Here is a 22,307-nt window from a genome sequence, read left to right as displayed (position 1 = left end):
TCGTTTCAGGCACACCTGTACTCATTACGACTTACTCCCCTCCGTCCCCTTTTTCTTTCAGACGCCTTCGCCCATCCGCTCCAGGCCGTCACCGGCCAGGCGCAGGATCAGCTTTTCCAGCAGCTGTTCCTCCTCCTCGCTCAGCACCGACATCAGCTTGCGGGTGATCTCGATCACCATCGGCGCGATGGTCTCGTACACCTCGAAACCGGCCGCGGACAGCGCCAGCACCGAGCGGCGGCGGTCATCGCCGTGGGTCTCGCGCTTGATGAAGCCGCGCTCCAGCAGGCGGGCCACGGCGCGGCTGACCGCCACCTTGTCCATCGCCGTGCGGTCGGAGACCTCGCTGGCCGAGGAGCCCGGGTACAGCGCCAGGATGGTGATGACCCGCCACTCGGGAATCGCCAGACCGTAACGATCACCGTATAGCTTGGCGATGTTGCCGCTGACCCGGTTGGACAGCACGCTCAGCCGGTACGGCAGGAACTGTTCCAGGTCGAGCAGGACGTGCGAGGCACGCAGGCGGGTCGAGGCGGGATCGGGGCTCATGTTGCGGTGCACCTTGCTGGTGGTTTCAAGTGTAACTATAAGGGGTGGGTCCAGACCCTGCATTCTCGCCGGGTCCCTACCTGCCCGCACCTGGTTTGTACCGATGCGGTACCGATTCGGAGCCACGCCATGAATACCGCAGTCCCGACCGCCTCGCACCCCAACCCCGGCATGCAGGTCACCACCTTCGAGAACCCGATGGGCATCGACGGCTTCGAGTTCGTCGAATTCGCCGCCCCTGCCGGCCGTGGCCAGGAGCTGCACGAGTACTTCCGGAAGATGGGCTTCAGCGCGGTGCTCAAGCACAAGCAGCGTCCGATTACCGTCTATCGCCAGGGCGACGTCAACTTCCTGGTCAATGAAGACCCCGATTCGTTCGCCGCCGACTTCGCCGAGAAGCACGGTCCGTGCGCCTGCGGCTTCGCCATCCGCTTCAAGAAGCCGGGCCAGGAGGTCTACCAGACCGCGCTGGGCAACGGTGCCGAAGCCATCGCCTTCAAGGCGGACAGCAAGGCGGTCAGCGCCCCGGTCATCAAGGGCATCGGCGATTGCATGCTGTACCTGGTCGACCGCTACGGCGCGGCCGGCAGCATCTACGACGGCGACTACGAGCCGATCGCAGGGGCCGACCTGCACCCGGTCGGCTTCGGCCTGACCTTCATCGACCACCTGACCCACAACCTGTACTTCGGCAACATGCAGCAGTGGTCGGACTACTACGAGCGCCTGTTCAACTTCCGCGAGATCCGCTACTTCGACATCAAGGGCCTGAAGACCGGCCTGGTGTCCAAGGCGATGACCGCGCCCGATGGCATCGTGCGCATTCCGCTGAACGAATCTTCGGACCCGAAGAGCCAGATCAACGAGTACCTGGACGCGTACAAGGGCGAGGGCATCCAGCACATCGCCTGCTTCACCGAGAACATCTACGAGACCGTCGAAGCAATGCGCGCGCAGGGCGTGGACTTCCTGGATACGCCGGAGACCTACTTCGAGGTGATCGACCAGCGCGTGCCGAACCACGGTGAAGACGTGCCGCGCCTGGCCAAGAACAAGATCCTGATCGATGCCGATCCGGAAACCCACCAGCGCAAGCTGCTGCAGATCTTCACCCAGAACTGCATCGGCCCGATCTTCTTCGAGATCATCCAGCGCAAGGGCAACGAAGGCTTCGGCGAAGGCAACTTCACCGCGCTGTTCGAGAGCATCGAGCGCGACCAGATCCGCCGCGGCGTGCTGTAAGGTCTGCAGGCAATGTCGGCTTCCGGTCGACATTGTCTGTCCGAATGGTAGTGCCGGCCGCTGGCCGGCAATCTCTGGAGTTCCCATGTCCCCCGCCATCACCGCCCGCGGCTACCAGTCCGGCTTCGGCAACGAATTCGCCACCGAGGCAGTCGCCGGCGCGCTGCCGGTCGGACAGAACTCACCGCAGAAGGTGGCCCACGGCCTGTACGCCGAACAGTTGACCGGCACCGCGTTCACCGCGCCGCGTGGCAGCAACCGCCGCAGCTGGCTGTACCGGATCCGCCCGGCGGTGACCCATGGCGAGTTCACCCCGTTCGCGCAGTCGCAGCTGCAGTGTGATTTCGGCGCTCAGCCGGCCTCGCCAAACCAGCTGCGCTGGAGCCCGCTGCCGCTGCCGGAACTGCCGACGGATTTTGTCGAAGGCCTGTACACGATGGGTGGCAACGGCTCGCCCGATGCGCATGCCGGCGTGGGCATCCACCTATACGCTGCCAACCGCGACATGGTCGGCCGCTACTTCTACAACGCCGACGGCGAGATGCTGGTCGTGCCGCAGCTGGGCGCGCTGCGCCTGCTGACCGAGCTGGGCGTGATCGAGATCGAGCCGCAGCAGATCGCGGTGATCCCGCGCGGCGTGCGCTTCCGCGTCGAGCTGCCCGATGGCCCGAGTCGCGGCTACATCTGCGAAAACTACGGTGCGCTGCTGAAACTACCGGACCTCGGTCCGATCGGTTCCAACGGCCTGGCCAACCCGCGCGACTTCGAGACCCCGCACGCGGCGTTCGAGGATGTCGATGGTGATTTCGAGCTGATCTCCAAGTTCGAGGGCCGCCTGTGGCGTGCGCCGATCGACCATTCGCCGCTGGACGTGGTGGCCTGGCATGGCAATTACGCGCCGTACCGCTACGACCTGCGCCGCTTCAACACCATCGGTTCGATCAGCTACGACCACCCGGACCCGTCGATCTTCCTGGTGCTGCATTCGCCCAGCGACACGCCGGGGACCAGCAACATGGACTTCGCGATCTTCCCGCCGCGCTGGCTGGTGGCGCAGAACACGTTCCGCCCGCCGTGGTTCCACCGCAACATCGCCAGCGAGTTCATGGGCCTGGTGCATGGCGCCTACGACGCCAAGGCCGAAGGCTTCGTGCCGGGTGGCGCATCGCTGCACAACTGCATGAGCGGCCACGGCCCGGATGCACCGACCTTCGACAAGGCGTCCAATGCCGACCTTTCCAAGGCCGATGTCATCAAGGACACGATGGCCTTCATGTTCGAGACCCGCGCGGTGATCCGCCCGACCGCACAGGCACTGGCCGCCGGCCACCGCCAGGGCGACTACCAGCAGTGCTGGAACGGCCTGCGCAACAATTTCCGGTCGTCCCGCTAGCGTGGTGGGTGCCGACCGTTGGTCGGCACGATGCGCCGGAACCTGCGCTTACGCCACCTCGGCGAAGGCGTCGCAATGCTCCAGCGGCAACGCCTCCAGCAGGCGCTGGCGCACGCGCTGGCAATAGCCATCCGAAGTCAGCGCGGGCAGCAGCTGCATCGCCGACTGCAGCCGCTGCAGCACCTCATCCTCCGCACGCGCCTGCTGCAGATCGCGGAACAGCGCCGCTGCCTGCGGATGCCGCTGCATTTCCAGGATACCCAGCAGGTAGATGCGCGCTGCCACCAGCGAACGGCGACGTTCGACCGGCGTGGCGCTGGCGTTCGTTGGCACCTTCACCAGCGCCGCATTGGCCGGTTCGGCAGCGGCGTGAGGGAGTGCCGCCGCCGTTGCCGTGCCGGTCGCCAGATAGCCCGCCTGCACCAGCTGGATCACCATCGCCGGTGCTTCCTGGCCGAGCAGACCGGTCAGGTCGGCAACGGTGCGCTGGCCGTCGCACAGGATCAGCAGCCGGCGCTGGCGCATGTCCAGCGGCGCGCGGTGGGCCTGCAGCGCGGTTCGGGCGAGATCGGTCTTGCGCGGTTGCATGGAAGGGACGGCCAAGTCGGTGCTCGCCGAGCCTGAACGAGGGTGATGAAACCGCGATGACAATGCAGCGCCTGCACACGGGATGGGTTAGCGTGCAGCCATCTTCGTGCCAGGGAACCGCACCGATGAAGCACCTCCCGATTGCTGGTCTGTTGCTCCTTTCGCTCGCCGCCTGCAGTGGCGGCCCCGACAAGCAGGGGGCGGCCGGCAGCGGCAGCGACACTCCGGCGGAAACCGCCTCGGCGACCGGGCCTGCGCAGTCGGCCGATCCTGATCTGGCAACCCGCCCCGCAAACGACCTTCGCGAGGACAGTCCGGCGCGCCTGGATGGCTTTGCCGGGGCGGCGCTGGGCGGCGGCATCGCCGAGGTCCGCAGCGGCTTCGGGAGCCCGTTGCAGGGGCTGGGCACCGACGCCAGCGGCAAGCCGCTGCCGGCTGACGACAGCAACGACGGCTGCTACTTCCTGCGCCCGCAGGATGCCGAAGAGCCGCGCCTGATGATCGAAGGCCGCAAGCTGGTGCGCTACGACGTGCGCAGCGCCGCCATCACCGCACCAGGCGGCGGTAAGGTCGGCATGACCCTGGGTGAGCTGCAGGTGCTGTACCCGGAGCGGGCCGATGTCGGCCCTGACAAGTACGACGAGAAGGCCCAGCACCTGCGCGTGCGCCCGGCGCAGGAGGGTGGTGCGGTCATCGACTTCGCGCTCGGCGCTGATGGTCGGGTCAGTGCCTGGCGCGTCGGCAAGACCCCACAGGTCGATTACGCCGAAGGCTGTGGCTGATCCTTGATCCACCGCCCAGCCATGCGCTCGGGCCACGCGTAGAATCGCGCCACCATTGCTGGGGGAGTGCTCGATGATCGCCATTGCCATTGCCTGGTTCCTGCTCGGCCTGCTGCTGCTGGCGCTGGGCGGGGACTCCATCGTCAAGGCCGTGTCCGGCCTGGCCCAGCGTTTCGGGGCCAGCCCATTCACTGCCGGGCTGTTGCTGCTCGGGGTGACCACCTCCTTGCCGGAACTGGCAGTCAACGCGCGCGCGCTGGCGATGGGCCAACCGGAGCTGGCACTGGGCAACGCGGTGGGCAGCAGCATCGTCAACCTGGGCTTGACCCTGGCCGTGGCGGCCATGGCTGCGCCCCTGCTGCTGCGCGCGCGCCTGCAGACGGTGCTGTGGTGGTCGCTGCTGGCGGCAGGTGTGCTGCTGATCCTGTTCGGGCTTGATGGCGGCCTGGCACGTTGGGAGGGCGGCATACTGCTGGCCGGCTTCATCGTGGTGCAGGTGCTGCTGCTGCGCCGTGGTCGCAGCGAGAGCGCGGAGGTGCAGGTGGCCATCGCCGAGTCCGCACTGAGCCGCACCAGCCTGCCGTTGAACGTGCTGCGCGTGCTGATTGCCGCGTTGGCGCTGTACTGGGGCGCGCGCCTGGTGGTGGGCGCCGCCGCCGACTTTGGCGTCGCCTTGGGCTGGACGCCGCTGCTGGTCGGCCTGCTGCCGGTGGCGATCGGTACCGCACTGCCGGAGGTGGCCACCGCCATCGCCGCCGCGCGTCGCGGGCATGGCGACATGGTGCTGGGCCACGTGCTGGGTTCCAGCGTGGTCAACCTGCTCCTGGTGATCGGTGCGATGGCCGTGCTGCAGCCGCTGGCGCTGCCGGCCTCGTTCGTGCGCCTGGAACTGCCGGCGCTGCTGGCGTTCGCGCTGGTGCTGTACCCGATGCTGCGTGGCGACCTGAAGATCAGCCGCGGCGAAGGTGTGATCCTGCTGGTCGCGTTTGTCGGCTGGTTCGTGCTGGAACTGCTGCTGGTCGGCGCACCGGCGCTGTAGAGCCGAGCCCATGCTCGGCTGCTGTTCGTGCCGACCAGCGGTCGGCACCTACCGGGCGTCACATTGCCGGCCAGCGGCCGGTTCTACCGGTTCTGCGTGGTTTCTTCTTCCCGCACCGGTTCCGGCGGTGGCAGCTGCTCCTCGGCGGCACGTTCGTTGCCCGGCAGGGTGGGGCGGGTCTCCATCAGCAGCGACAGCGCGGCCTTGGCCATCATGTGCGCGCTGATCGGTGCGGTGATGAACAGGAACACGGTGATCAGCAGCTCGCGCGGCTGCGGGTCCTGGCCGAGGAAGATGTGGTAGCAGACCGAGCACACCAGCACGCAGCCCACGCCCAGCGTGCTGGCCTTGGTCGGCGCGTGCAGGCGCTTGAAGAAGGTCGACAGCTTCACCAGGCCCAGTGCGCCCACCAGGATGAAGAAGCAGCCGAACAGCAGCAGGATCGACAGGCCGATCTGGATGGCAGTGATCATTCGACGATGTCCCGGCGCAGCACGAACTTGCTCAGCACCACGGTGCTGCCGAAGCCGAGCATGGCGATGATCAACGCCGCCTCGAAGTAGATCGGTGAATTGAGGTACATGCCGAACAGCATCAGCTCGGCGATCGCGGTCACCGACAGGGTGTCCAGTGCGAGGATGCGGTCGGGCACGGTCGGCCCGCGCAGCAGGCGCCAGGTGGCCAGCAGCATGGCCAGGCCGACCACGTGCATGCACACCACCAGGGTGGTCTGGATGACTTCAAAACCGGTCATGGGAAGATCTCCATCAACGGCGCCTCGTAACGGCGCTTGATCGTATCGATCAGGTCCTGTGGATCCTCCAGGTGCAGCACATGCACCAGCAGGAACTTGCGGTCGTCGCTGAGCGCGGCCGAGACCGTGCCCGGGGTCAGGGTGATCATGCTGGTCAGCGCGGCGATGCCGTGGATGTTGGCGATGTCCAGCGGCAGCCAGATGAAGCCCGGGTGGATGTTCTTTTCCGGGCCCAGCACCTGCAGGGCGACGCGGATGTTGGACATCAGGATGTCCCACAGGGTCACGCACACCAGTCTGGGCAGCGGCCGCAGGGTGCCGATGCGCGCGAACTCGCGGTCCAGGCGCGCGGCGAACAGCGGCACCACCACGCCCAGCACCAGCCCCAGCACGATCTGGCCGAGGGTGAAGCTGTCGGACATCAGCAGCCAGAACGCCACCACCATGATGCTGAGCATCGGCGAGGGGATCAGGCGACGGAACAGGGAGCGCTGGGCAGTCATGGCTGGCGGATCTCCGGCGTGGTCGCGCGCAGCTGCTGCACGTACTCGCTGGGGTGCAGCAGCTGTGCGGCGGTGGCGTCGGTGTAGCGCATCAACGGTGCAGCGGCCAAGGTCATGCCGATGCCGTAGGCCAGCAGCAGGCAGGCGGCGTAGAGCTCTACCCGGCGCAGGGGAGCCTTGCGCGGCTTCGGTGCTTCTGGATCGACCGGCGGCACGCGCCAGAACAGGCGGATGCCGCCGCGGGTCAGGCCCATGATCACCAGCAGGCTGCTGACCAGCACGGCGGTCCAGACCGGCCCGGTGTACTGCGCCGGCATGCCGGCCAGCAGCGCGGCCTTGGCCAGGAAGCCGGACAGTGGCGGCAGGCCGGCCACCGACACTGCCCCGATCAGGAACAGCACCGCTGGGGTTTCCTTGCCCGGCATCGGTGCCACCACTTCCTTTCGGTCGCTGGCACCGCCGCGACGACGGCGGATCAGGTCGGCGATCAGGAACAGCGCGGCGGCGACGAAGCTGCTGTGCGGCAGGTAGTACAGGCCCGCTGAGAGTACCTGCGGCGTGCCCACCGAGAAGGCGATGAACAGCGTGGCCGCCGACACGATAACCAGGTACGAGATCAGGACGCGCAGGCGGGTCGCGGCCAGTGCACCCAGGCCACCGAGCACCAGCGTCGCCACGCCGGCCCACAGCAGCCAGTCGCGGCCATAGCCGGCCATCGCGCCTGCGTCATCGCCGAACCACAGCATCTGGATGCGCAGCACCGAGTACAGGCCGACCTTGGTCATGATCGCGAACAGCGCAGCCACCGCTGCTGGCGCACGCGAATAGGCTTCCGGCAGCCACAGGTACAGCGGCATCAGCGCGGCCTTGGCGCAGAACACCAGCAGCAACAGGCCCATCGTCGCCTTCACCAGGGTCAGCTGTGCCGGCGGCACCTGCGCGATGCGCTGCGACAGCTCGGCCATGTTCAGCGAACCCAGCGTGGCGTACAGCAGGCCCAGCGCGATCAGGAACAGGGTCGAGGCGGTGACGTTGAACACCACGTAGTGCAGGCCGATGCGCATGCGCAGGCCGCGGCCACCACTGAGCAGCAGGCCGTAGGAGGCGATCAGCATCACCTCGAAGAACACGAACAGGTTGAAGATGTCGCCGGTCAGGAATGCACCGTTGAGGCCGACCAGCTGGAACTGGAACAGCGCATGGAAGTGCGGTGCGCGGCGGTCCCAACCCGAGCAGGCGTGCAGCAGGCAGGGAATGGCCAGCAGCAGGGTGGTCAGCAGCATCCACGCCGACAGCCGGTCGGCCACCAGCGCGATGCCCAGCCGCGACGGCCAGTCGCCCAGCAGGTAGACATTGATGTCACCGCCCGCGGTCGACGCGAACAGCAGGCCCACCGCCAGCGCCAGCGCCGACAGCGCGGTCCACGCGACGGCGCGCTGCACCCTGGGGCCGTAGCGGCGATGTTCGACGAACAGCGACAGCGCAGCGCCCAGCAGGGGAATCAGGATCGGCAGGATCACCAGGTGGTTCATGCGCGGTCCTCGCCCTGGCGCGGCGGCACGCGCTCATCCTGCAGGTCATCGTCGGGCTCGTGGGCGTCCACATGGTCGCTGTGGTTGTCGCTGCGGCTGCGCATGGCCAGCACGATGCTCACTGCGGTCATCGCGAAGGCGATCACGATCGCGGTCAGCACCAGCGCCTGTGGCAGCGGATCGGTGTAGTTGCCGAGGTGGCTGTCCACGCCCTCCTGCAGCACCGGCGCCTTGCCCAGCACCACGCGGCCACCGGCGAAGATCAGCAGGTTGGTGGCGTAGGACAGGAAGGTCATGCCGAGGATCACATCGAAGCTGCGCGCACGCAGCAGCAGGTAGATGCCGATGGCGGTCAGCACGCCGATCGCGGTGGCCAGGGCCAGTTCCATCAGTGCATCTCCCCGGTGCGGGCCGAACGGCGTTGCAGGTCGATCTCGCCCTTGCGGGCGGTGCGGGTACGCGACGGCTTGATCGTGCCCATCATCGACAGCATCAGCATCGCGCCGCCGAACACCACCAGGTAGACGCCGATGTCGAAACCGATCGCACTGGCCAGCGGCACGTCGCCGATCAGCGGCAGGTGCAGATCGAGGTGGCCGCTGGTGAGGAACGGCACGCCGAACAGCATCGAGGCACTGCCGCTGAGCAGGGCGATCAGCAGGCCCATGCCGATGCAGCGGATGTAATCGAAGCCGAAGCGCGATTCCACCGATGCGGTGCCCTGGATCACGTACTGAATCAGCAGCGGCACCGCCAGCACCAGGCCGGCGATGAAGCCACCGCCCGGCGCGTTGTGGCCGCGCAGGAACAGGAAGATCGATACGGTCAGGGTCAGCGGGAACATGATCTGGGCCAGGTCGGCTGGAACCGGCAGCTTGATCGGAGGGCCGGGCATGATCTGCTCCGGTGCCATCCGCGTGCGCCGCAGCAGGGCATGCACCACCAGCGCGGCGATGCCGAACACGGTGATCTCGCCGAAGGTATCGAAGCCGCGGAAGTCGACCAGGATCACGTTGACCACGTTCTGGCCATAGGCCTCGGGCAGGGCACGGGCGAGCAGTTCGCCGGCCATGGTGTTCGGCGGCAGGGTCATCGCCGAATAGGCCAGCGCACCCAGGCCGGCGCCGGCGATGATCGCGATCACCGCATCGCGGCGCTTGCGCCAGCGCGGACGTTCCGGCCCGGACTGCGCCGGCAGGTAGTTCATGCCCAGCAGCATCAGCACCAGGGTGACCATCTCCACCAGCAGCTGGGTCAGGGCCAGGTCGGGTGCGGACAGGAACACGAAGGTCAGCGCCACCATCAGGCCGACGCCGCCGACCAGCAGCACTGCCAGCAGGCGCTGCTTGTAGATGCGCAGGGTGGCAACGGCGCAGGCCATCATCACCAGCCACAGCGCCCAGCCCAGCAAGGGAACCGGCTGCGGCGCGGTCCAGTTCGGCGAGGCCGGGTTGGCGATGTAGGGCGCGGCGGCCACGGTGATGGCCACCAGCACCAGGCCCAGCAGCATGCGCTGCAGGCTGCCATTGGCGATGCCGTTGGTCAGGCGCATGGCCAGCGCGGAGATCGCGTCCAGCTGCGCATGGAACACATTGCGGCCAGTGCTGACGTTGGTCACGGCGTGCAGGTTGATCAGCTTGCGCAGGCCGAAGTACAGCGCCACGCCGCCGATCACGCCGATCGCGCTCATCGCCAGCGGCAGGTTGAAGCCGTGCCATACCGCCAGGCTGTACTCGGGCATGGCACTGCCGAGGATCGACGCCGCAGCGGCATGCAGCACCGGCGCCACGGTCAGTGCCGGGGCGATGCCTACTGCCACGCAGATCACCACCAGCAGTTCCACCGGCACCTTCATCCAGCGCGGCGGTTCATGCGGCACGCGGTCCAGGTCCTGCAGGCCGGGGCCGAAGAAGGTGTCGTGCACGAAGCGCAGGCTGTACGCCACGCCGAATACGCCAGCCAGCAACGCGGCGATCGACACCGCCGTGCGCATGATGCCCGGGCCGCCGGCCGTGATCGCCTCGGCGAACAGCATTTCCTTGGACAGGAAGCCATTGAGCAGGGGGATGCCAGCCATTGCCAGCGAGGCGATGATCGCCAGCGCGCTGGTGAACGGCATCAGCTTACGCAGGCCTCCGAGCTTGCGCATGTCACGGGTGCCGGTCTCATGGTCGATGATGCCGGCGGCCATGAACAGCGAGGCCTTGAAGGTGGCGTGGTTGAGGATGTGGAACACGCCGGCCACCACCGCCATCGGCGTGGACAGGCCGAACAGCAGGGTGATCAGGCCCAGGTGGGAAATGGTCGAGTACGCCAGCAGGCCCTTCAGGTCATGCTGGAAGATCGCATTCCAGGCGCCGATCAGCAGGGTCAGTGCGCCGATGCCGCTGACCGTGTAGAAGAACAGGTCGCTGCCGGCCAGTGCCGGATGCAGCCGCGCCAGCAGGAACACGCCGGCCTTTACCATGGTGGCCGAGTGCAGGTACGCCGAGACCGGGGTCGGCGCCGCCATCGCGTGCGGCAGCCAGAAGTGGAACGGGAACTGCGCGCTCTTGGTGAAGATGCCGGCCAGTACCAGGAACAGGGCGTAGGGGTACAGCGCGCTGGCGCGGATCTGCTCGCCAGCGGCCAGCACCACGTCCAGGTCGAAGCTGCCGACGATGCGGCCGATCAGCAGCACGCCACCGAGCAGGGCCAGGCCACCGCCACCGGTGATCACCAGCGCCATGCGTGCGCCTTCGCGGGCGTCCTGGCGGTGCGACCAGAAGCCGATCAGCAGGAACGAACTGATGCTGGTCATTTCCCAGAAGATCATCAGCAACAGCAGGTTGCCCGACAGCACCATGCCCAGCATGGCGCCCATGAACAGCAGCAGGTAGCAGTAGAAGCGGTGCGCGTTGTCCTGCTGGCTCAGGTAGTAGCGCGCGTACAGCACCACCAGCGCGCCGATGCCCAGTACCAGCCCGGCGAACATCCACGCCAGCCCGTCCAGGCGCAGGGTGAAGTCCAGCCCGATCTGTGGAAGCCAGGGCACCAGGGTGCGAACCACCTGGCCATCGAGCACCGCCGGGGTCAGCCAGCCGAGGATGGCCAGCCCGCCCAACGGCGCCAGCGCCGCCAGCCAGGCAGCAGTCGAGCGCGAACTACGGGGGAAGGCCGCAACAGCCGCTGCCATCAGGAACGGCAGGGCCAGCAGCAGGGGCAGGCTGGGGAGCATGCAGGGAATCCATGATTCACGAGCAGGTCAGGGAGAATAACAGGCTGCGAAATGTCGCTGAAACCCATCGAACAGCGATCAATTGCATGTAACGTCCGCTGATTCATATTTTCTGCGACGCAACATCGCGTTCCTGCGTGTTCTCCTCGCTTGCCCTCGGGGGACGCCCTACGCCCACGCAGGGAGACCGCAGGCCCTGTCGCACAGGGGCTGCCGTCGACGGGCGGGAAGTGGGGAGCGGATCACCGGCGCAGGCTGGCAGGGCCGTCGTGGAGTGCGGGTGACGGGATCTGCCCGTTCAGGAAACGAGGTGCGCCGTCGGCCCTGGGCAGGTCAGTAGCGCCAGTCGAGCTTGCGGTAGAACTTGGCCATCACCCAGGCCGGGCCGATCAGCAGGTAGGTCAGGTCGGTCAGGAAGCTGGGCTTGCGGCCCTCGAACGTGTGGCCGATGAACTGCGCGATCCAGGCCACCACGAACACGCCCACCGCCAGCCAGCGCAGGGCCTGCAGGCCGATTTCGGCTTCCAGCAGGCGGCACAGGCAGCCGAACACGAAGAACTGGATGAGCATGCCGATGCCCAGCGGGCGCGACAGCTTGTTGTAGAAGCACCAGGCGCTGAACATCGCGAACGCCGACCAGATGCCGTACTGGAACCAGGTGATCAGCGGCGGCAGGCACCACAGCAGGGCCACCACCGACCACAGGATCGCCGGAACCGCCACCACGTGGATGCGCTGGTTGATCACATTGCGATGGTCGTCGGAGTAGCTGGCGAAATAGCGGTCGATCGGCCGCGCAAGCTCGGTGGATGTCTGCATGCTGCGTTGCTTCCTCGGACAACGGTAGTGGGCCGCTGGCCGGCACTCCAGAGCATAGCCGAGTTCATGAGGTTGCCGGCCAGCGGCCGGCACTACCAGAGCCAGGCCATGCCTGGCTGCGGATTCGCCGAGGTAGCCGGCCAGCGGCCGGCACTACCCCTTCAGAGTGCCCCCGCCTGTCCGGCCGGGGGCGCAGGCGGATCAGTCGACGCTGATCCCGGCCAGGCGCTGCAGCGCCTCGGCGTACTTGGCGCGGGTGCGCTCGATGATCTCGGCCGGGATGGTCGGGCCCGGGGCGGTCTTGCCCCAGTCCAGCGTCTCCAGGTAATCGCGCACGAACTGCTTGTCGTAGCTCGGCGGGCTGGTACCCACTTCGTACTCGTCGGCCGGCCAGTAACGCGAGGAATCCGGCGTCAGCATCTCGTCCATGATGTACAGGCGGCCATCGGCGTCGGTACCGAACTCGAACTTGGTATCGGCGAGGAGGATGCCGCGTTCGCGGGCGTAATCGGCGGCGAACTTGTAGATGCGCAGGGTGGCGTCGCGCACGCGCTCGGCCAGGTCCGCACCGACCTGCTTCACCATCGCGTCGAAATCGATGTTCTCGTCGTGGTCGCCGACGGCGGCCTTGGTCGAGGGGGTGAAGATCGGCTCGGGCAGCTGCTCGGCCTGGCGCAGGCCGTCGGGCAGATCGATGCCGCTGACCTTGCCGGTGCGCTGGTAATCCTTCCAGCCGCTGCCGATCAGGTAGCCGCGGGCGATCGCTTCCACCGGCACCGGCTTCAGCTTGCGGGTGACCACCGCGCGCTTGGCATACAGGGCCGGGTCCACGCCTTCGGGCAGCACGCTGGCCACGTCGATGCCGGTCAGGTGGTTGGGCATCAGGTGCGCGGTCTTGGCGAACCAGAAGTTGGAGACCTGGCAGAGCATCTCGCCCTTGCCCGGGATCGGGTCGGGCAGGACCACGTCGAACGCCGACAGGCGATCGGTGGCCACCATCAGCAGGTAGTCGCCCGGCGGGGCCCCTGCAGGCAGCCGCTCGCGCGGGATATCGAACACATCACGCACCTTGCCGCGATGGCGCAAGGGCAGGCCGGGGAGATCGGATTGCAACAGCGTGGTTGGCACGGGCACTCCTGGGGCGTTGTCGATACGGCTGCCCAGCGGACCCGGCGGGCCCGCTGACCAGCGGGCGGCCTAGTGTAAAGCGGTCCGGGCCCGCTGTGACGTAAAATGAGCATCCATTTCGCCGGTCGACCCTGGGGCGCCATGCGCTGGTACGGAAAACTGCTCGGTTTCATCGCCGGGGCCCTGCTGTTCCGGCCCAATCCGCTGTTCGGCGCGGTAGTCGGCCTGTTGATCGGCCATGCCTTTGATTCGGACTGGTTCCGCCTGAACAAGGAGAACCCGTACCGGGAGCTGGGGCTGACCTCCGAGGCCACCGATGCCGAGATCGAGCGCGCCTACCGAAAGCTGATCTCGCAGTACCACCCCGACAAGCTTGGCGGCGCCGCCCCCGAGCTGCAGCAGCAGGCCGAGCAGAAGTCGCGGCGGATCAATGCCGCCTACGACCGCATCAAGGCCCTGCGCAAGCGCTGATCCGACAGTCCCGCCTGCGGGCGGGAGAATCCTTTCCCCGTTCCGAAGGCCCCGGCCATGTCCAACTGCCTCATCGCCCCGTCCATTCTCTCTGCCAACTTCGCCCGTCTCGGCGAGGAAGTCGACAACGTCCTCGCCGCCGGCGCGGACTGGGTCCACTTCGACGTGATGGACAACCACTACGTGCCGAACCTGACCATCGGCCCGATGGTCTGCCAGGCGCTGCGCAAGCACGGCGTGACCGCGCCGATCGACGTGCACCTGATGGTCGAGCCGGTGGACCGCATCATCCCGGACTTCGCCGAGGCCGGTGCCACCTACATCAGCTTCCATCCGGAGGCGAGCCGCCATGTGCACCGCACGATCCAGCTGATCCGCTCGCTGGGCTGCAAGCCGGGCATCGTGCTCAATCCGGCCACCCCGGTGGACATCCTCGACTGGGTGCTGGATGACCTGGACCTGGTGCTGCTGATGTCGGTCAACCCGGGCTTCGGCGGCCAGGCCTTCATCCCCTCGGCGCTGGACAAGCTGAAGGTGGTGCGCAAGATGATCGATGCCAGCGGCAAGGACATCCGCCTGGAGATCGACGGTGGCGTGAAAGCCGACAACATCGGTGAGATCGCCGCCGCCGGCGCTGACACCTTCGTTGCCGGTTCGGCCATCTTCAACGCCAGGACCAGCTACCAGGACGTGATCGCGCAGATGCGCGCGAACGTTGCTGCGGCAAGGGGCTGAGCCATGGGTACGGTGGCCGTGTTGAACATCCGCCCGGCCACCGTGGCCGACGCTGGCCTGATCCTGCGCTTCATCCGCGAACTGGCCATCTACGAGAAGGCCGAGCATTCGGTGCAGACCGATGAGATCGGTATTGCCGAAAGCCTGTTCGGTGCCGATGCGACTGCCCGCGCGTTGATCTGCGAAGCCGACGGTGAGGCCATCGGCTATGCGGTGTATTTCTACAACTACTCCACCTGGCTGGGCCGCAAGGGCATCTACCTGGAAGACCTCTACATCAGCCCGGAGAAGCGCGGCGGCGGCGCCGGCAAGGCACTGCTGAAGTACATCGCGCGCCAGGCCGTGGCCGAAGGCTGCGGTCGTTTCGAATGGTCGGTGCTGGACTGGAACACCCCGGCCATCGAGTTCTACACCGCCGCCGGCGCAAAGCCGCAGGACGAGTGGACCGTGTACCGGCTGCAGGGCCAGGCGCTGCACGATTTCGCCAACGGTTGACGTGAAATGCATCCACGCGTGGCGTGGATCTACGGCCGGCAAAAAAAAGGCCACGCCAATCACTGGCGTGGCCTCGCTGCATGCGTGGGAGGCTGATCCTGCCTCCATCCGTCGTCCCTGCTATGGCCTTCCATTCTCCAGCAGCTGAATGACATCTGCGTGACATTCACCGCGGGCAAACAGCGCATTGCTAGCCTGTGCCACCGCATCCCTGGAAGCTCTGCATGACCACCCCGCGCTGGCGCCTGATCCTCAACGGCAAATCCGCCGGCAACGATGAGTTGCGCGACGCCGTCGGCCATTGGCGCGGACAGGGCGTGCAGCTGGAAGTGCGGGTGACCTGGGAAGACGGTGACGCCGAACGCTACGTGGCCGAGGCGATCGATCATGGCGTGGACGTGATCGTGGCCGCCGGTGGCGATGGCACGCTCAGTGCGGTGGCCGAGACACTGGCACATCGTGAGGAGCCGGCAGATGCGCTGCCCTCGCTGGCGCTGATTCCGATGGGGACCGCCAACGATTTCGCGACTGCTGCCGGCATTCCCACTGAGCCGAAGGAGGCCTTCGCCTTGATCGGGCAGGCGACGCCGCACGCCATTGACCTGTTGCGCGTGGACGCCGATGGCACGCAATGGTGGTGCGCCAATCTCGCCAGCGGTGGCTTCGGCACGCAGGTGACGGTGGAGACCGATGCCGGCCTGAAGAAGATGCTGGGCGGGCTGGCCTATGTGATCACCGGCATCGCCAAGCTGGGCCGCATCGAGCCGATCACCGCGCGCCTGTCCGGCCCGGATTTCGCGTGGGAAGGCGACTTCATCGCCCTGGGCATCGGCAATGGCCGGCAGGCCGGCGGTGGCCAGCAGTTGTGCCCGCAGGCCGTGATCGACGATGGGCTGCTGGATGTCACCGTGCTTCCGGAACTGGAGGGTGAGGTCACCGCCACGCTCGGCCAGATGCTGAAGTCGGGCACCCAGGCGGCGCTGGAACAGCTGGCCACGCGTGCGCGGCTGCCGTGGCTGCAGATCGACGCACCGAAGGCGCTGACCCTCAACCTGGACGGCGAACCAGTCCAGGCCCGCCAGTTCCGCATCGCGTGCGTGCCGGGCAGGGTGCGGATGCACCTGCCGACCGGATGCCCGTTGCTGGCGGGGTAGGCGGGGTAGAGTCGACTGTTAGTCGACTTACGCGTGTAGCGCCGGTTTTACCGTCGGGACGAAGAGCAGTCGACTAACAGTCGACTCCACCGGTTCCCGCGCCGGTCCCCCACCGGTCCCCGCCATGAGCCCTGTGCTTTCCCGTGGTTCAGTTTCCCAGGGTTCCCCTCCCGCCCCGGCTGCGATACAGTCAGGGGGTGTCCAGCCTGACGACCCCGCATACCCTTTCTTCCGCACGCCGTTGGTGGCGATGGTGGCCCGTTGCCGTCGTCCGCCCCCATAACGCTGTGTCCCGGAAGGAAAGTCGTCTTGAACTCGCACGCTCAGTTTCAGCAGCAGGCCGCTGAAGGCCACACCCATATTCCCGTCGTCCGTGAAGTGCTGTCCGACCTGGACACGCCGCTTTCGGTCTATCTGAAGCTCGCCGACGGCCCCAATACCTACCTGTTTGAATCCGTCGAAGGCGGCGAGCGCTTTGGTCGTTACTCGATCATCGGCCTGCCGGCGCGTCGCGTGTACGCCTTCCATGGCCACACGCTGACTGTGCGCGAAGACGGCCAGGTGGTGGACACCCGCGAGGTGGCCGACCCGTTCGCCGAAGTCGAGGCGCTGCGCAGCGCCCACTCGGTGCCGAAGCTGGAAGGCCTGCCGGGCTTCACCGGTGGCCTGGTCGGCTGGTTCGGCTTCGAATGCATCGGCTACATCGAACCACGCCTGGCCCCGCCGGCCGGCCGCGATGAGCTGGGCACGCCGGACATCCTGCTGCTGGACTCCAACGAGCTGGCCGTGTTCGACAACCTCAAGGGCCGGCTGTACCTGATCGTGCACGCCGACCCACGGGTCGAGGGCGCCTTCGAGCAGGCCCAGGCACGCCTGGATGCGCTGACTGCCAAGCTGCGCGCGCCCGGCGCCGGTTATCCCGCACCGCTCAACAGCGACGTGCTGGACGAGTCCGACTTCGTCTCCGGCTTCACCCGCGAAGGCTTCGTCGATGCGGTCCAGCGCAGCAAGGAATACATCCGCGCCGGTGACATCTTCCAGGTGGTGCTCAGCCAGCGCCTGAGCGTGCCGTTCAAGGCGCGCCCGGTGGATGTGTACCGCGCACTGCGTGCGCTGAACCCGTCGCCGTACATGTACTTCCTGGATGTCGGCGACCTGCAGGTGGTCGGTTCATCGCCGGAAATCCTGGTACGCCTTCAGGACGGCGAAGTCACCGTGCGCCCGATCGCCGGCACCCGCCCGCGTGGCGCCACGCCCGAGCTGGACCTGGCGCTGGAAGCCGAGCTGCTGGCCGATCCGAAGGAACGCGCCGAGCACCTGATGCTGATCGACCTGGGCCGCAACGATGCCGGCCGCGTCTCGAAGGCAGGTACCGTGGAGGTGGGCGAGCAGTTCGTGATCGAACGCTACAGCCACGTGATGCACATCGTCAGCGAAGTGACCGGGCAGCTGCAGCCGGGCCTGAGCTATGCCGACGTGCTGCGTGCCACCTTCCCGGCCGGCACGGTCAGCGGCGCGCCGAAGATCCGCGCGCTGGAAGTGATCCGCGAGCTGGAACCGATCAAGCGCAATGTCTACGCCGGCAGCATCGGCTACATCGGCTGGCACGGCGATGCCGATACCGCGATCGCGATCCGCACCGCGGTGATCAAGGACGGCCGCCTGTACGTGCAGGCCGGCGCCGGCATCGTCTACGACTCGGACCCGGACAAGGAATGGGATGAGACGATGAACAAGGGCCGCGCGCTGTTCCGCGCCGTCGCCCAGGCCGCCAAGGGCCTGTGATCCTCCCCGTGCCGTGGCCTGCGCCGCGGCACCTTCCGCTGTTCCCATTCAAGACAAGGAGTACCGCATGAAGCTGCTGAGCGCATTGCTGTGGTCGTCACTGCTGGCCACGATGGCCCCGTCTGCGTGGGCGCAGGCCAACACGATTCCCTCGCAGCCGCACCTGCTGGTGAAGGGGCAGGGCAGCCGCACGGTGATGCCGGACCGGTTCGGCCTGCAGTTGAACATCGAAGAGACCGACATGGACGCCGACGCCGCGCGCCGCCGCGTGCAGGACAACGTTGCCCGCGTGCTGGCACTGTTCAAGCAGCACAAGGCGGTGGACGGCAGCGTGCGTGCGGACAACCTGCGGATCGGCCCGGCCACGCGCTATGAGCAGAACCGGCAGGTCTTCATCGGTACCCGCGTATCGCGCCAGCTGCGTGCCAGCTTCGCCAGCGTGAAGGCGATGCAGGATGTTCTGGGGGCGTTGAAGGCCAACGAGAACGTACAGGTGAGCAGCCTGGCGCCGACCTATTCGGGCGAAGTGGCGCTGCGCCGCGAACTCAAGGGCGAGGCAGCGGCCCAGACCCGCGAGTCCGCGCAGGGCCTGGCCAAGGCCTATGGAACAAGAGTGCGTGGTCTGTACAGCATCTCCGATGTGGCGCCGGACTTCGCCTACGGCATCCGGGCCGGGCAATGGCCCCAGCAGGGCGAGGACGGCGGGGACCTCGACAGGATCTCGGTGACCGGCAGCTACGCGCCCGCCTCCGCGCCCGCGCCCGCTGAGCCCGAATCCATTGAAGCCGGCCCCATCACCTACACCGAAAACGTGTACGCCATTTTCCTGATAAGCGACGGAACCTGACCATGTTGTGGATGATCGACAACTACGACAGCTTCACCTACAACCTCGTGCAGTACCTGCAGACGCTGGGCGCCGAAGTGAAGGTGGTGCGCAACGATGTGATGAGCGTGGACGAGATCGCCGCGCAGAAGCCCGAGCGCATCGTCATTTCGCCCGGCCCGTGCACCCCCAACGAAGCGGGCGTTTCGCTGGAGCTGATCGAACGCCTGGGCCCGACCACGCCGATCCTCGGCGTGTGCCTGGGCCACCAGGGCATCGGCCAGGTCTACGGCGGCACCGTCATCCGCGCCGGCAACATCATGCACGGCAAGACCTCGCCGATCCGCCATGAGGGCAAGGGCGTGTTCGCCGGCCTGCCGGACCGCTACCAGGCCACCCGCTACCACTCGCTGGTGGTGGACAAGAACAGCCTGCCCGATGTGCTGGAAGTGACCGCCTGGACCGAGAACGAGGACGGCTCGATCGAAGAGATCATGGGCCTGCGCCACCGCCAGTTCCCGGTGGAAGGCGTCCAGTTCCATCCCGAATCCATCCTCACCGAACACGGCCACGCGCTGCTGCGCAATTTCCTCCAGCGCCCGGCGGCCTGATCCAAGGAGCATACCCATGAGCTTCTCCCCCCAGGAAGCCCTGCATCGCACCATCGAGCACCGCGAAATCTTCTTCGACGAAATGGTCGACCTGATGCGGCAGATCATGCGCGGCGATGTGTCTCCGATGATGACCGCCGCGATCCTCACCGGCCTGCGCGTGAAGAAGGAGACCGTGGACGAAATCGCCGCGGCGGCCACCGTGATGCGTGAATTCGCCCGGCCAGTGCCGGTGGCCGATACCTCCAACCTGGTTGATATCGTCGGTACCGGTGGCGATGGCTCGCACACCTTCAACATCTCCACCTGCTCGATGTTCGTCGCGGCCGCCGCCGGCGCGCGCGTGGCCAAGCATGGCAATCGCAGCGTGTCGTCCAAGTCCGGCAGTGCCGATGCGCTGGAAGCGCTGGGCGCGGTGATCGAACTGCAGCCGGATCAGGTGGCCGCGGCCATCGAGCGGACCGGCATCGGCTTCATGTTTGCGCCGATCCATCATCCGTCGATGAAGGTGGTCGCGCCGGTACGCCGCGAGATGGGCGTGCGCACCATCTTCAACATCCTCGGCCCGCTGACCAATCCGGCCAGCGCGCCGTCTGTGCTGATGGGCGTGTTCCATCCCGATCTGGTGGGCATCCAGGCCCGCGTGCTGCGCGAACTGGGCACCGAGCGCGCGATGGTGGTCTGGGGCCGCGACAACATGGACGAGATCTCGCTGGGGGCGGGCACCCTGGTGGGCGAGCTGCGCGACGGCAAGGTCCGCGAGTACGAGATCCACCCGGAAGACTTCGGCATCGCCATGTCGGCCAGCCGCAACCTGCGCGTGGACGGCCCGGAACAGTCCATCCAGATGCTGCGCGCGGTGCTGGACAACGAGCCGGGCCCGGCGCTGGACATCGTGGCGCTCAATGCCGGTGCCGCCCTGTACGTTGCCGGCGTGGCCAGCGATATCGGCGATGGCCTGGCCCGTGCCCGTGCCGCCATCGCCAATGGCAGCGCCCGCCAGCGCCTGCAGCAGTATGTGGAAACCACCCGCGCGCTGGTTGCCTGAGCGCGCGGTTCAGCCTGACCCCGTCGATGGCCCGATAATGGCCGTCCTCACCGCCCCCGCACCGACCCGAAGACGATGAGCGACATCCTGCAGACGATCCTGGCCCGCAAGGCCGAAGAAGTGGCCCAGCGCCGCGCCCAGCGCCCGCTCGAGGAGCTTCAGGCCGCCGCGGCCAGCGCCCCGCCGGTACGCGGCTTCGTGCGCGCGCTGCAGGCGGCGGTGGCCAATGGCGACCCGGCGGTGATCGCCGAGGTGAAGAAGGCCAGCCCGTCCAAGGGTGTGATCCGCCCGGACTTCCGCCCGGCCGACATCGCCGTCAGCTACGAATTCGGCGGTGCCAGCTGCCTGTCGGTGCTGACCGACGTGGACTTCTTCCAGGGTGCCGACGCCTACCTGCAGCAGGCCCGCGAGGCCTGCACGCTGCCGGTGCTGCGCAAGGACTTCGTGATCGACGCCTACCAGGTGTACGAAGCGCGCGTGCTGGGCGCCGACTGCATCCTGCTGATCGTGGCCGCGCTGGACGACACCCAGCTGGCCACCTTGTCCGAACTGGCGCTGTCGCTGGGCATGGACGTGCTGGTGGAAGTGCACGACATCGACGAACTGGAGCGTGCGCTGCAGGTGCCGGCACCGATGATCGGCATCAACAACCGCAACCTGCGCACCTTCGAGGTGTCGCTGCAGACCACGCTGGACATGCAGCAGGCCGTGCCGCGCGACCGCCTGCTGGTCACCGAGAGTGGCATCCTGGGGCCGCAGGACGTGGCGCTGATGCGTGATGCCGGCATCCACGCGTTCCTGGTGGGCGAGGCCTTCATGCGCGTGGAAGAGCCGGGCGAGGGCCTGCGTCAGCTATTCTTCGCGGCATGAAAACGCACTATCCGACGCCGCGCGAGGATGCGCCGCTGGTGGTCTTCGACTTCGACCACACCCTCTACGACGGCGATTCGGGCACCCATCTGTTCGCCTCGCTGATCAAGCGCAACCCGTTGCGCATGCTGGCGGCGCTGCTGGTCACGCCGATCGCCGGGCCGATGGTGGCGCTGCTGCCGACCCGTCGTGCCGGCATTTCGGTCTACGTGTGGATCGGCAGTTTCGGCCTGCACCGTGCGCGCGATTTCAACAAGGTGATCGACGCCTATGTGCTGCGCAACGAGGCGCAGATGCGCGCCAAGCTGCTGCCGCAGGCGCTGGAGGTGTTCGCCGCGCACCGGGCCAAGGGCGACCGCGTGGTGGTTGCCACAGGTGCGCCGCCGGAGCTTGCACGCGCGATCCTGGCCTTCGTGGCCCATCAGGATGTGCCGGTGATCGGTACCGAGGTCGGCCCACGGCTGGGCGGCGTCGGTCCAACCCGTCACTGCCACAACGAAGAGAAAATGCGCATGCTGCGCGAGCGCGGCTACGGCGATATTGATATCGCCTACTCCGACAGCACCGCCGACCTGCCGCTGCTGCTGGCGGCCAAGGCACCGGTGGTGGTGAACCCGAAGCCGGGCCGGGTGGCGTTCTTCCGCCGCGTGCTGCCCGCCGGCACCCGCATCCTCAACTGGGGCTGCGTGGACCGTGGTGGCGACAAGGCCTGATCCAAGGGTCAGATCCCCGAAGGGGCTCTGACCCCATCTCACGGTGAATGATC

Annotated in this window: 24 protein-coding genes; 14 read left to right on the top strand and 10 right to left on the bottom strand. The window is 67.2% G+C overall.

Annotated elements, in window-relative coordinates; genetic code table 11:
* Nucleotides 1–57: 57 nt before the first annotated feature.
* Nucleotides 58–549 carry a MarR family winged helix-turn-helix transcriptional regulator gene (locus tag ROV95_RS01500; protein ID WP_026347199.1) on the bottom strand — a complete coding sequence of 164 codons (492 nt, stop codon included), beginning with the start codon at nt 547–549 and terminating at the stop codon, nt 58–60.
* Between the two features lie 129 nt (nt 550–678).
* Here ROV95_RS01500 and hppD point away from each other — a divergent pair, with 129 nt between their 5' ends.
* Nucleotides 679–1,791, top strand: coding sequence for a 4-hydroxyphenylpyruvate dioxygenase (hppD, locus tag ROV95_RS01495; protein ID WP_021202657.1), 1,113 nt, complete (start codon nt 679–681; stop codon nt 1,789–1,791).
* An 85-nt stretch (nt 1,792–1,876) separates the two neighbouring features.
* On the top strand, nt 1,877–3,184 hold the full coding sequence (gene hmgA / locus ROV95_RS01490) for a homogentisate 1,2-dioxygenase (RefSeq protein WP_312542450.1): 1,308 nt from the start codon (nt 1,877–1,879) through the stop codon (nt 3,182–3,184).
* A gap of 48 nt (nt 3,185–3,232) precedes the next feature.
* On the opposite strand, the gene ROV95_RS01485 is transcribed toward hmgA, so the two are convergent.
* Complete coding sequence (locus tag ROV95_RS01485; RefSeq protein ID WP_312542447.1) at nt 3,233–3,772, bottom strand: hypothetical protein; 540 nt, start codon at nt 3,770–3,772, stop codon at nt 3,233–3,235.
* A 125-nt stretch (nt 3,773–3,897) separates the two neighbouring features.
* Between ROV95_RS01485 and ROV95_RS01480 the strand changes: the two genes are divergently transcribed.
* Both ROV95_RS01480 and ROV95_RS01475 read left to right on the top strand, forming a co-directional pair.
* Nucleotides 3,898–4,554 (top strand): hypothetical protein, encoded by a 657-nt coding sequence (locus tag ROV95_RS01480; protein ID WP_312542445.1) that lies wholly within the window; start codon nt 3,898–3,900, stop codon nt 4,552–4,554.
* Nucleotides 4,555–4,627: 73 nt separating this feature from the next.
* A complete protein-coding gene (locus ROV95_RS01475) occupies nt 4,628–5,593 on the top strand; it encodes a sodium:calcium antiporter (protein WP_058978894.1) in 966 nt (321 codons plus the stop codon).
* Nucleotides 5,594–5,676: 83 nt separating this feature from the next.
* Here the strand turns inward: ROV95_RS01475 and ROV95_RS01470 are convergent, their stop codons facing one another.
* The 8 genes from ROV95_RS01470 to ROV95_RS01435 all read right to left on the bottom strand — a co-directional run bounded on the left by ROV95_RS01470 (nt 5,677) and on the right by ROV95_RS01435 (nt 13,546).
* On the bottom strand, nt 5,677–6,066 hold the full coding sequence (locus ROV95_RS01470; protein ID WP_012481450.1) for a Na+/H+ antiporter subunit G: 390 nt from the start codon (nt 6,064–6,066) through the stop codon (nt 5,677–5,679).
* Complete coding sequence (locus tag ROV95_RS01465) at nt 6,063–6,347, bottom strand: K+/H+ antiporter subunit F (RefSeq protein WP_005411334.1); 285 nt, start codon at nt 6,345–6,347, stop codon at nt 6,063–6,065. The genes ROV95_RS01470 and ROV95_RS01465 overlap by 4 nt, the downstream gene beginning before the upstream one ends.
* Nucleotides 6,344–6,850 (bottom strand): Na+/H+ antiporter subunit E, encoded by a 507-nt coding sequence (locus ROV95_RS01460; RefSeq protein WP_164144962.1) that lies wholly within the window; start codon nt 6,848–6,850, stop codon nt 6,344–6,346. Before ROV95_RS01460 ends, ROV95_RS01465 begins: the two co-directional genes overlap by 4 nt.
* Nucleotides 6,847–8,382, bottom strand: coding sequence for a monovalent cation/H+ antiporter subunit D (locus ROV95_RS01455; protein WP_021202663.1), 1,536 nt, complete (start codon nt 8,380–8,382; stop codon nt 6,847–6,849). Before ROV95_RS01455 ends, ROV95_RS01460 begins: the two co-directional genes overlap by 4 nt.
* The gene (locus tag ROV95_RS01450) at nt 8,379–8,771 is read right to left on the bottom strand and encodes a Na+/H+ antiporter subunit C (RefSeq protein WP_005419863.1); all 393 of its coding nucleotides are present in this window, start codon (nt 8,769–8,771) and stop codon (nt 8,379–8,381) included. Before ROV95_RS01450 ends, ROV95_RS01455 begins: the two co-directional genes overlap by 4 nt.
* Nucleotides 8,771–11,599: a monovalent cation/H+ antiporter subunit A gene (locus ROV95_RS01445; protein WP_312542439.1), complete on the bottom strand. Its 2,829-nt coding sequence runs from the start codon at nt 11,597–11,599 to the stop codon at nt 8,771–8,773. The genes ROV95_RS01450 and ROV95_RS01445 overlap by 1 nt, the downstream gene beginning before the upstream one ends.
* A gap of 333 nt (nt 11,600–11,932) precedes the next feature.
* Entirely contained in the window at nt 11,933–12,418 is a 486-nt protein-coding gene (locus ROV95_RS01440; RefSeq protein ID WP_010482667.1) for an Mpo1-like protein, read from the bottom strand.
* A gap of 201 nt (nt 12,419–12,619) precedes the next feature.
* Nucleotides 12,620–13,546, bottom strand: a complete 927-nt coding sequence (locus ROV95_RS01435) for a phosphoribosylaminoimidazolesuccinocarboxamide synthase (protein WP_312542438.1) — start codon at nt 13,544–13,546, stop codon at nt 12,620–12,622.
* Between the two features lie 141 nt (nt 13,547–13,687).
* On the opposite strand from ROV95_RS01435, the gene ROV95_RS01430 reads away from it, so the two are divergent.
* From ROV95_RS01430 to ROV95_RS01385, 10 genes are all read left to right on the top strand, one after another.
* The gene (locus ROV95_RS01430) at nt 13,688–14,017 is read left to right on the top strand and encodes a DnaJ domain-containing protein (protein ID WP_312543788.1); all 330 of its coding nucleotides are present in this window, start codon (nt 13,688–13,690) and stop codon (nt 14,015–14,017) included.
* Between the two features lie 57 nt (nt 14,018–14,074).
* Nucleotides 14,075–14,752 carry a ribulose-phosphate 3-epimerase gene (rpe, locus tag ROV95_RS01425; RefSeq protein ID WP_019661514.1) on the top strand — a complete coding sequence of 226 codons (678 nt, stop codon included), beginning with the start codon at nt 14,075–14,077 and terminating at the stop codon, nt 14,750–14,752.
* Between the two features lie 12 nt (nt 14,753–14,764).
* Nucleotides 14,765–15,247 (top strand): GNAT family N-acetyltransferase, encoded by a 483-nt coding sequence (locus ROV95_RS01420; protein ID WP_026347198.1) that lies wholly within the window; start codon nt 14,765–14,767, stop codon nt 15,245–15,247.
* A 224-nt stretch (nt 15,248–15,471) separates the two neighbouring features.
* Nucleotides 15,472–16,401, top strand: coding sequence for a lipid kinase YegS (gene yegS / locus ROV95_RS01415; RefSeq protein WP_312542435.1), 930 nt, complete (start codon nt 15,472–15,474; stop codon nt 16,399–16,401).
* A 309-nt stretch (nt 16,402–16,710) separates the two neighbouring features.
* On the top strand, nt 16,711–18,186 hold the full coding sequence (gene trpE / locus ROV95_RS01410) for an anthranilate synthase component I (protein WP_014648670.1): 1,476 nt from the start codon (nt 16,711–16,713) through the stop codon (nt 18,184–18,186).
* Between the two features lie 67 nt (nt 18,187–18,253).
* On the top strand, nt 18,254–19,033 hold the full coding sequence (locus ROV95_RS01405) for an SIMPL domain-containing protein (protein ID WP_021202668.1): 780 nt from the start codon (nt 18,254–18,256) through the stop codon (nt 19,031–19,033).
* 2 nt (nt 19,034–19,035) lie between these two features.
* Nucleotides 19,036–19,623: an aminodeoxychorismate/anthranilate synthase component II gene (locus ROV95_RS01400; protein WP_312542428.1), complete on the top strand. Its 588-nt coding sequence runs from the start codon at nt 19,036–19,038 to the stop codon at nt 19,621–19,623.
* Nucleotides 19,624–19,639: 16 nt separating this feature from the next.
* Nucleotides 19,640–20,671: an anthranilate phosphoribosyltransferase gene (gene trpD / locus ROV95_RS01395; protein ID WP_111113252.1), complete on the top strand. Its 1,032-nt coding sequence runs from the start codon at nt 19,640–19,642 to the stop codon at nt 20,669–20,671.
* A gap of 75 nt (nt 20,672–20,746) precedes the next feature.
* A complete protein-coding gene (gene trpC / locus ROV95_RS01390) occupies nt 20,747–21,541 on the top strand; it encodes an indole-3-glycerol phosphate synthase TrpC (RefSeq protein WP_019661507.1) in 795 nt (264 codons plus the stop codon).
* On the top strand, nt 21,538–22,254 hold the full coding sequence (locus ROV95_RS01385; protein ID WP_019661506.1) for a haloacid dehalogenase-like hydrolase: 717 nt from the start codon (nt 21,538–21,540) through the stop codon (nt 22,252–22,254). Before trpC ends, ROV95_RS01385 begins: the two co-directional genes overlap by 4 nt.
* Nucleotides 22,255–22,307: the final 53 nt, after the last annotated feature.

The organism is Stenotrophomonas maltophilia group sp. msm1 (genome assembly GCF_032025805.1).
Taxonomy (GTDB): Bacteria; Pseudomonadota; Gammaproteobacteria; order Xanthomonadales; family Xanthomonadaceae; genus Stenotrophomonas; species Stenotrophomonas hibiscicola.
Note: the sequence above shows the minus strand (reverse complement) of the source record. Positions and strands in the feature narration are given on the sequence as shown.

Bases quoted from the DNA above. Each gene is read 5' to 3' on its own strand.
- ROV95_RS01405 (WP_021202668.1), top strand. From the start codon at position 18,254: ATGAAGCTGCTGAGCGCATTGCTGTGGTCGTCACTGCTGGCCACGATG.
- ROV95_RS01450 (WP_005419863.1), bottom strand. From the start codon at position 8,771: ATGGAACTGGCCCTGGCCACCGCGATCGGCGTGCTGACCGCCATCGGC.
- hmgA (WP_312542450.1), top strand. From the start codon at position 1,877: ATGTCCCCCGCCATCACCGCCCGCGGCTACCAGTCCGGCTTCGGCAAC.
- trpD (WP_111113252.1), top strand. From the start codon at position 19,640: ATGAGCTTCTCCCCCCAGGAAGCCCTGCATCGCACCATCGAGCACCGC.
- ROV95_RS01500 (WP_026347199.1), bottom strand. From the start codon at position 549: ATGAGCCCCGATCCCGCCTCGACCCGCCTGCGTGCCTCGCACGTCCTG.
- ROV95_RS01475 (WP_058978894.1), top strand. From the start codon at position 4,628: ATGATCGCCATTGCCATTGCCTGGTTCCTGCTCGGCCTGCTGCTGCTG.
- ROV95_RS01470 (WP_012481450.1), bottom strand. From the start codon at position 6,066: ATGATCACTGCCATCCAGATCGGCCTGTCGATCCTGCTGCTGTTCGGC.
- ROV95_RS01430 (WP_312543788.1), top strand. From the start codon at position 13,688: ATGCGCTGGTACGGAAAACTGCTCGGTTTCATCGCCGGGGCCCTGCTG.
- ROV95_RS01400 (WP_312542428.1), top strand. From the start codon at position 19,036: ATGTTGTGGATGATCGACAACTACGACAGCTTCACCTACAACCTCGTG.
- hppD (WP_021202657.1), top strand. From the start codon at position 679: ATGAATACCGCAGTCCCGACCGCCTCGCACCCCAACCCCGGCATGCAG.
- rpe (WP_019661514.1), top strand. From the start codon at position 14,075: ATGTCCAACTGCCTCATCGCCCCGTCCATTCTCTCTGCCAACTTCGCC.
- yegS (WP_312542435.1), top strand. From the start codon at position 15,472: ATGACCACCCCGCGCTGGCGCCTGATCCTCAACGGCAAATCCGCCGGC.
- ROV95_RS01460 (WP_164144962.1), bottom strand. From the start codon at position 6,850: ATGACTGCCCAGCGCTCCCTGTTCCGTCGCCTGATCCCCTCGCCGATG.
- ROV95_RS01385 (WP_019661506.1), top strand. From the start codon at position 21,538: ATGAAAACGCACTATCCGACGCCGCGCGAGGATGCGCCGCTGGTGGTC.
- ROV95_RS01440 (WP_010482667.1), bottom strand. From the start codon at position 12,418: ATGCAGACATCCACCGAGCTTGCGCGGCCGATCGACCGCTATTTCGCC.
- ROV95_RS01485 (WP_312542447.1), bottom strand. From the start codon at position 3,772: ATGCAACCGCGCAAGACCGATCTCGCCCGAACCGCGCTGCAGGCCCAC.
- ROV95_RS01465 (WP_005411334.1), bottom strand. From the start codon at position 6,347: ATGACCGGTTTTGAAGTCATCCAGACCACCCTGGTGGTGTGCATGCAC.
- trpC (WP_019661507.1), top strand. From the start codon at position 20,747: ATGAGCGACATCCTGCAGACGATCCTGGCCCGCAAGGCCGAAGAAGTG.
- ROV95_RS01445 (WP_312542439.1), bottom strand. From the start codon at position 11,599: ATGCTCCCCAGCCTGCCCCTGCTGCTGGCCCTGCCGTTCCTGATGGCA.
- ROV95_RS01480 (WP_312542445.1), top strand. From the start codon at position 3,898: ATGAAGCACCTCCCGATTGCTGGTCTGTTGCTCCTTTCGCTCGCCGCC.
- ROV95_RS01455 (WP_021202663.1), bottom strand. From the start codon at position 8,382: ATGAACCACCTGGTGATCCTGCCGATCCTGATTCCCCTGCTGGGCGCT.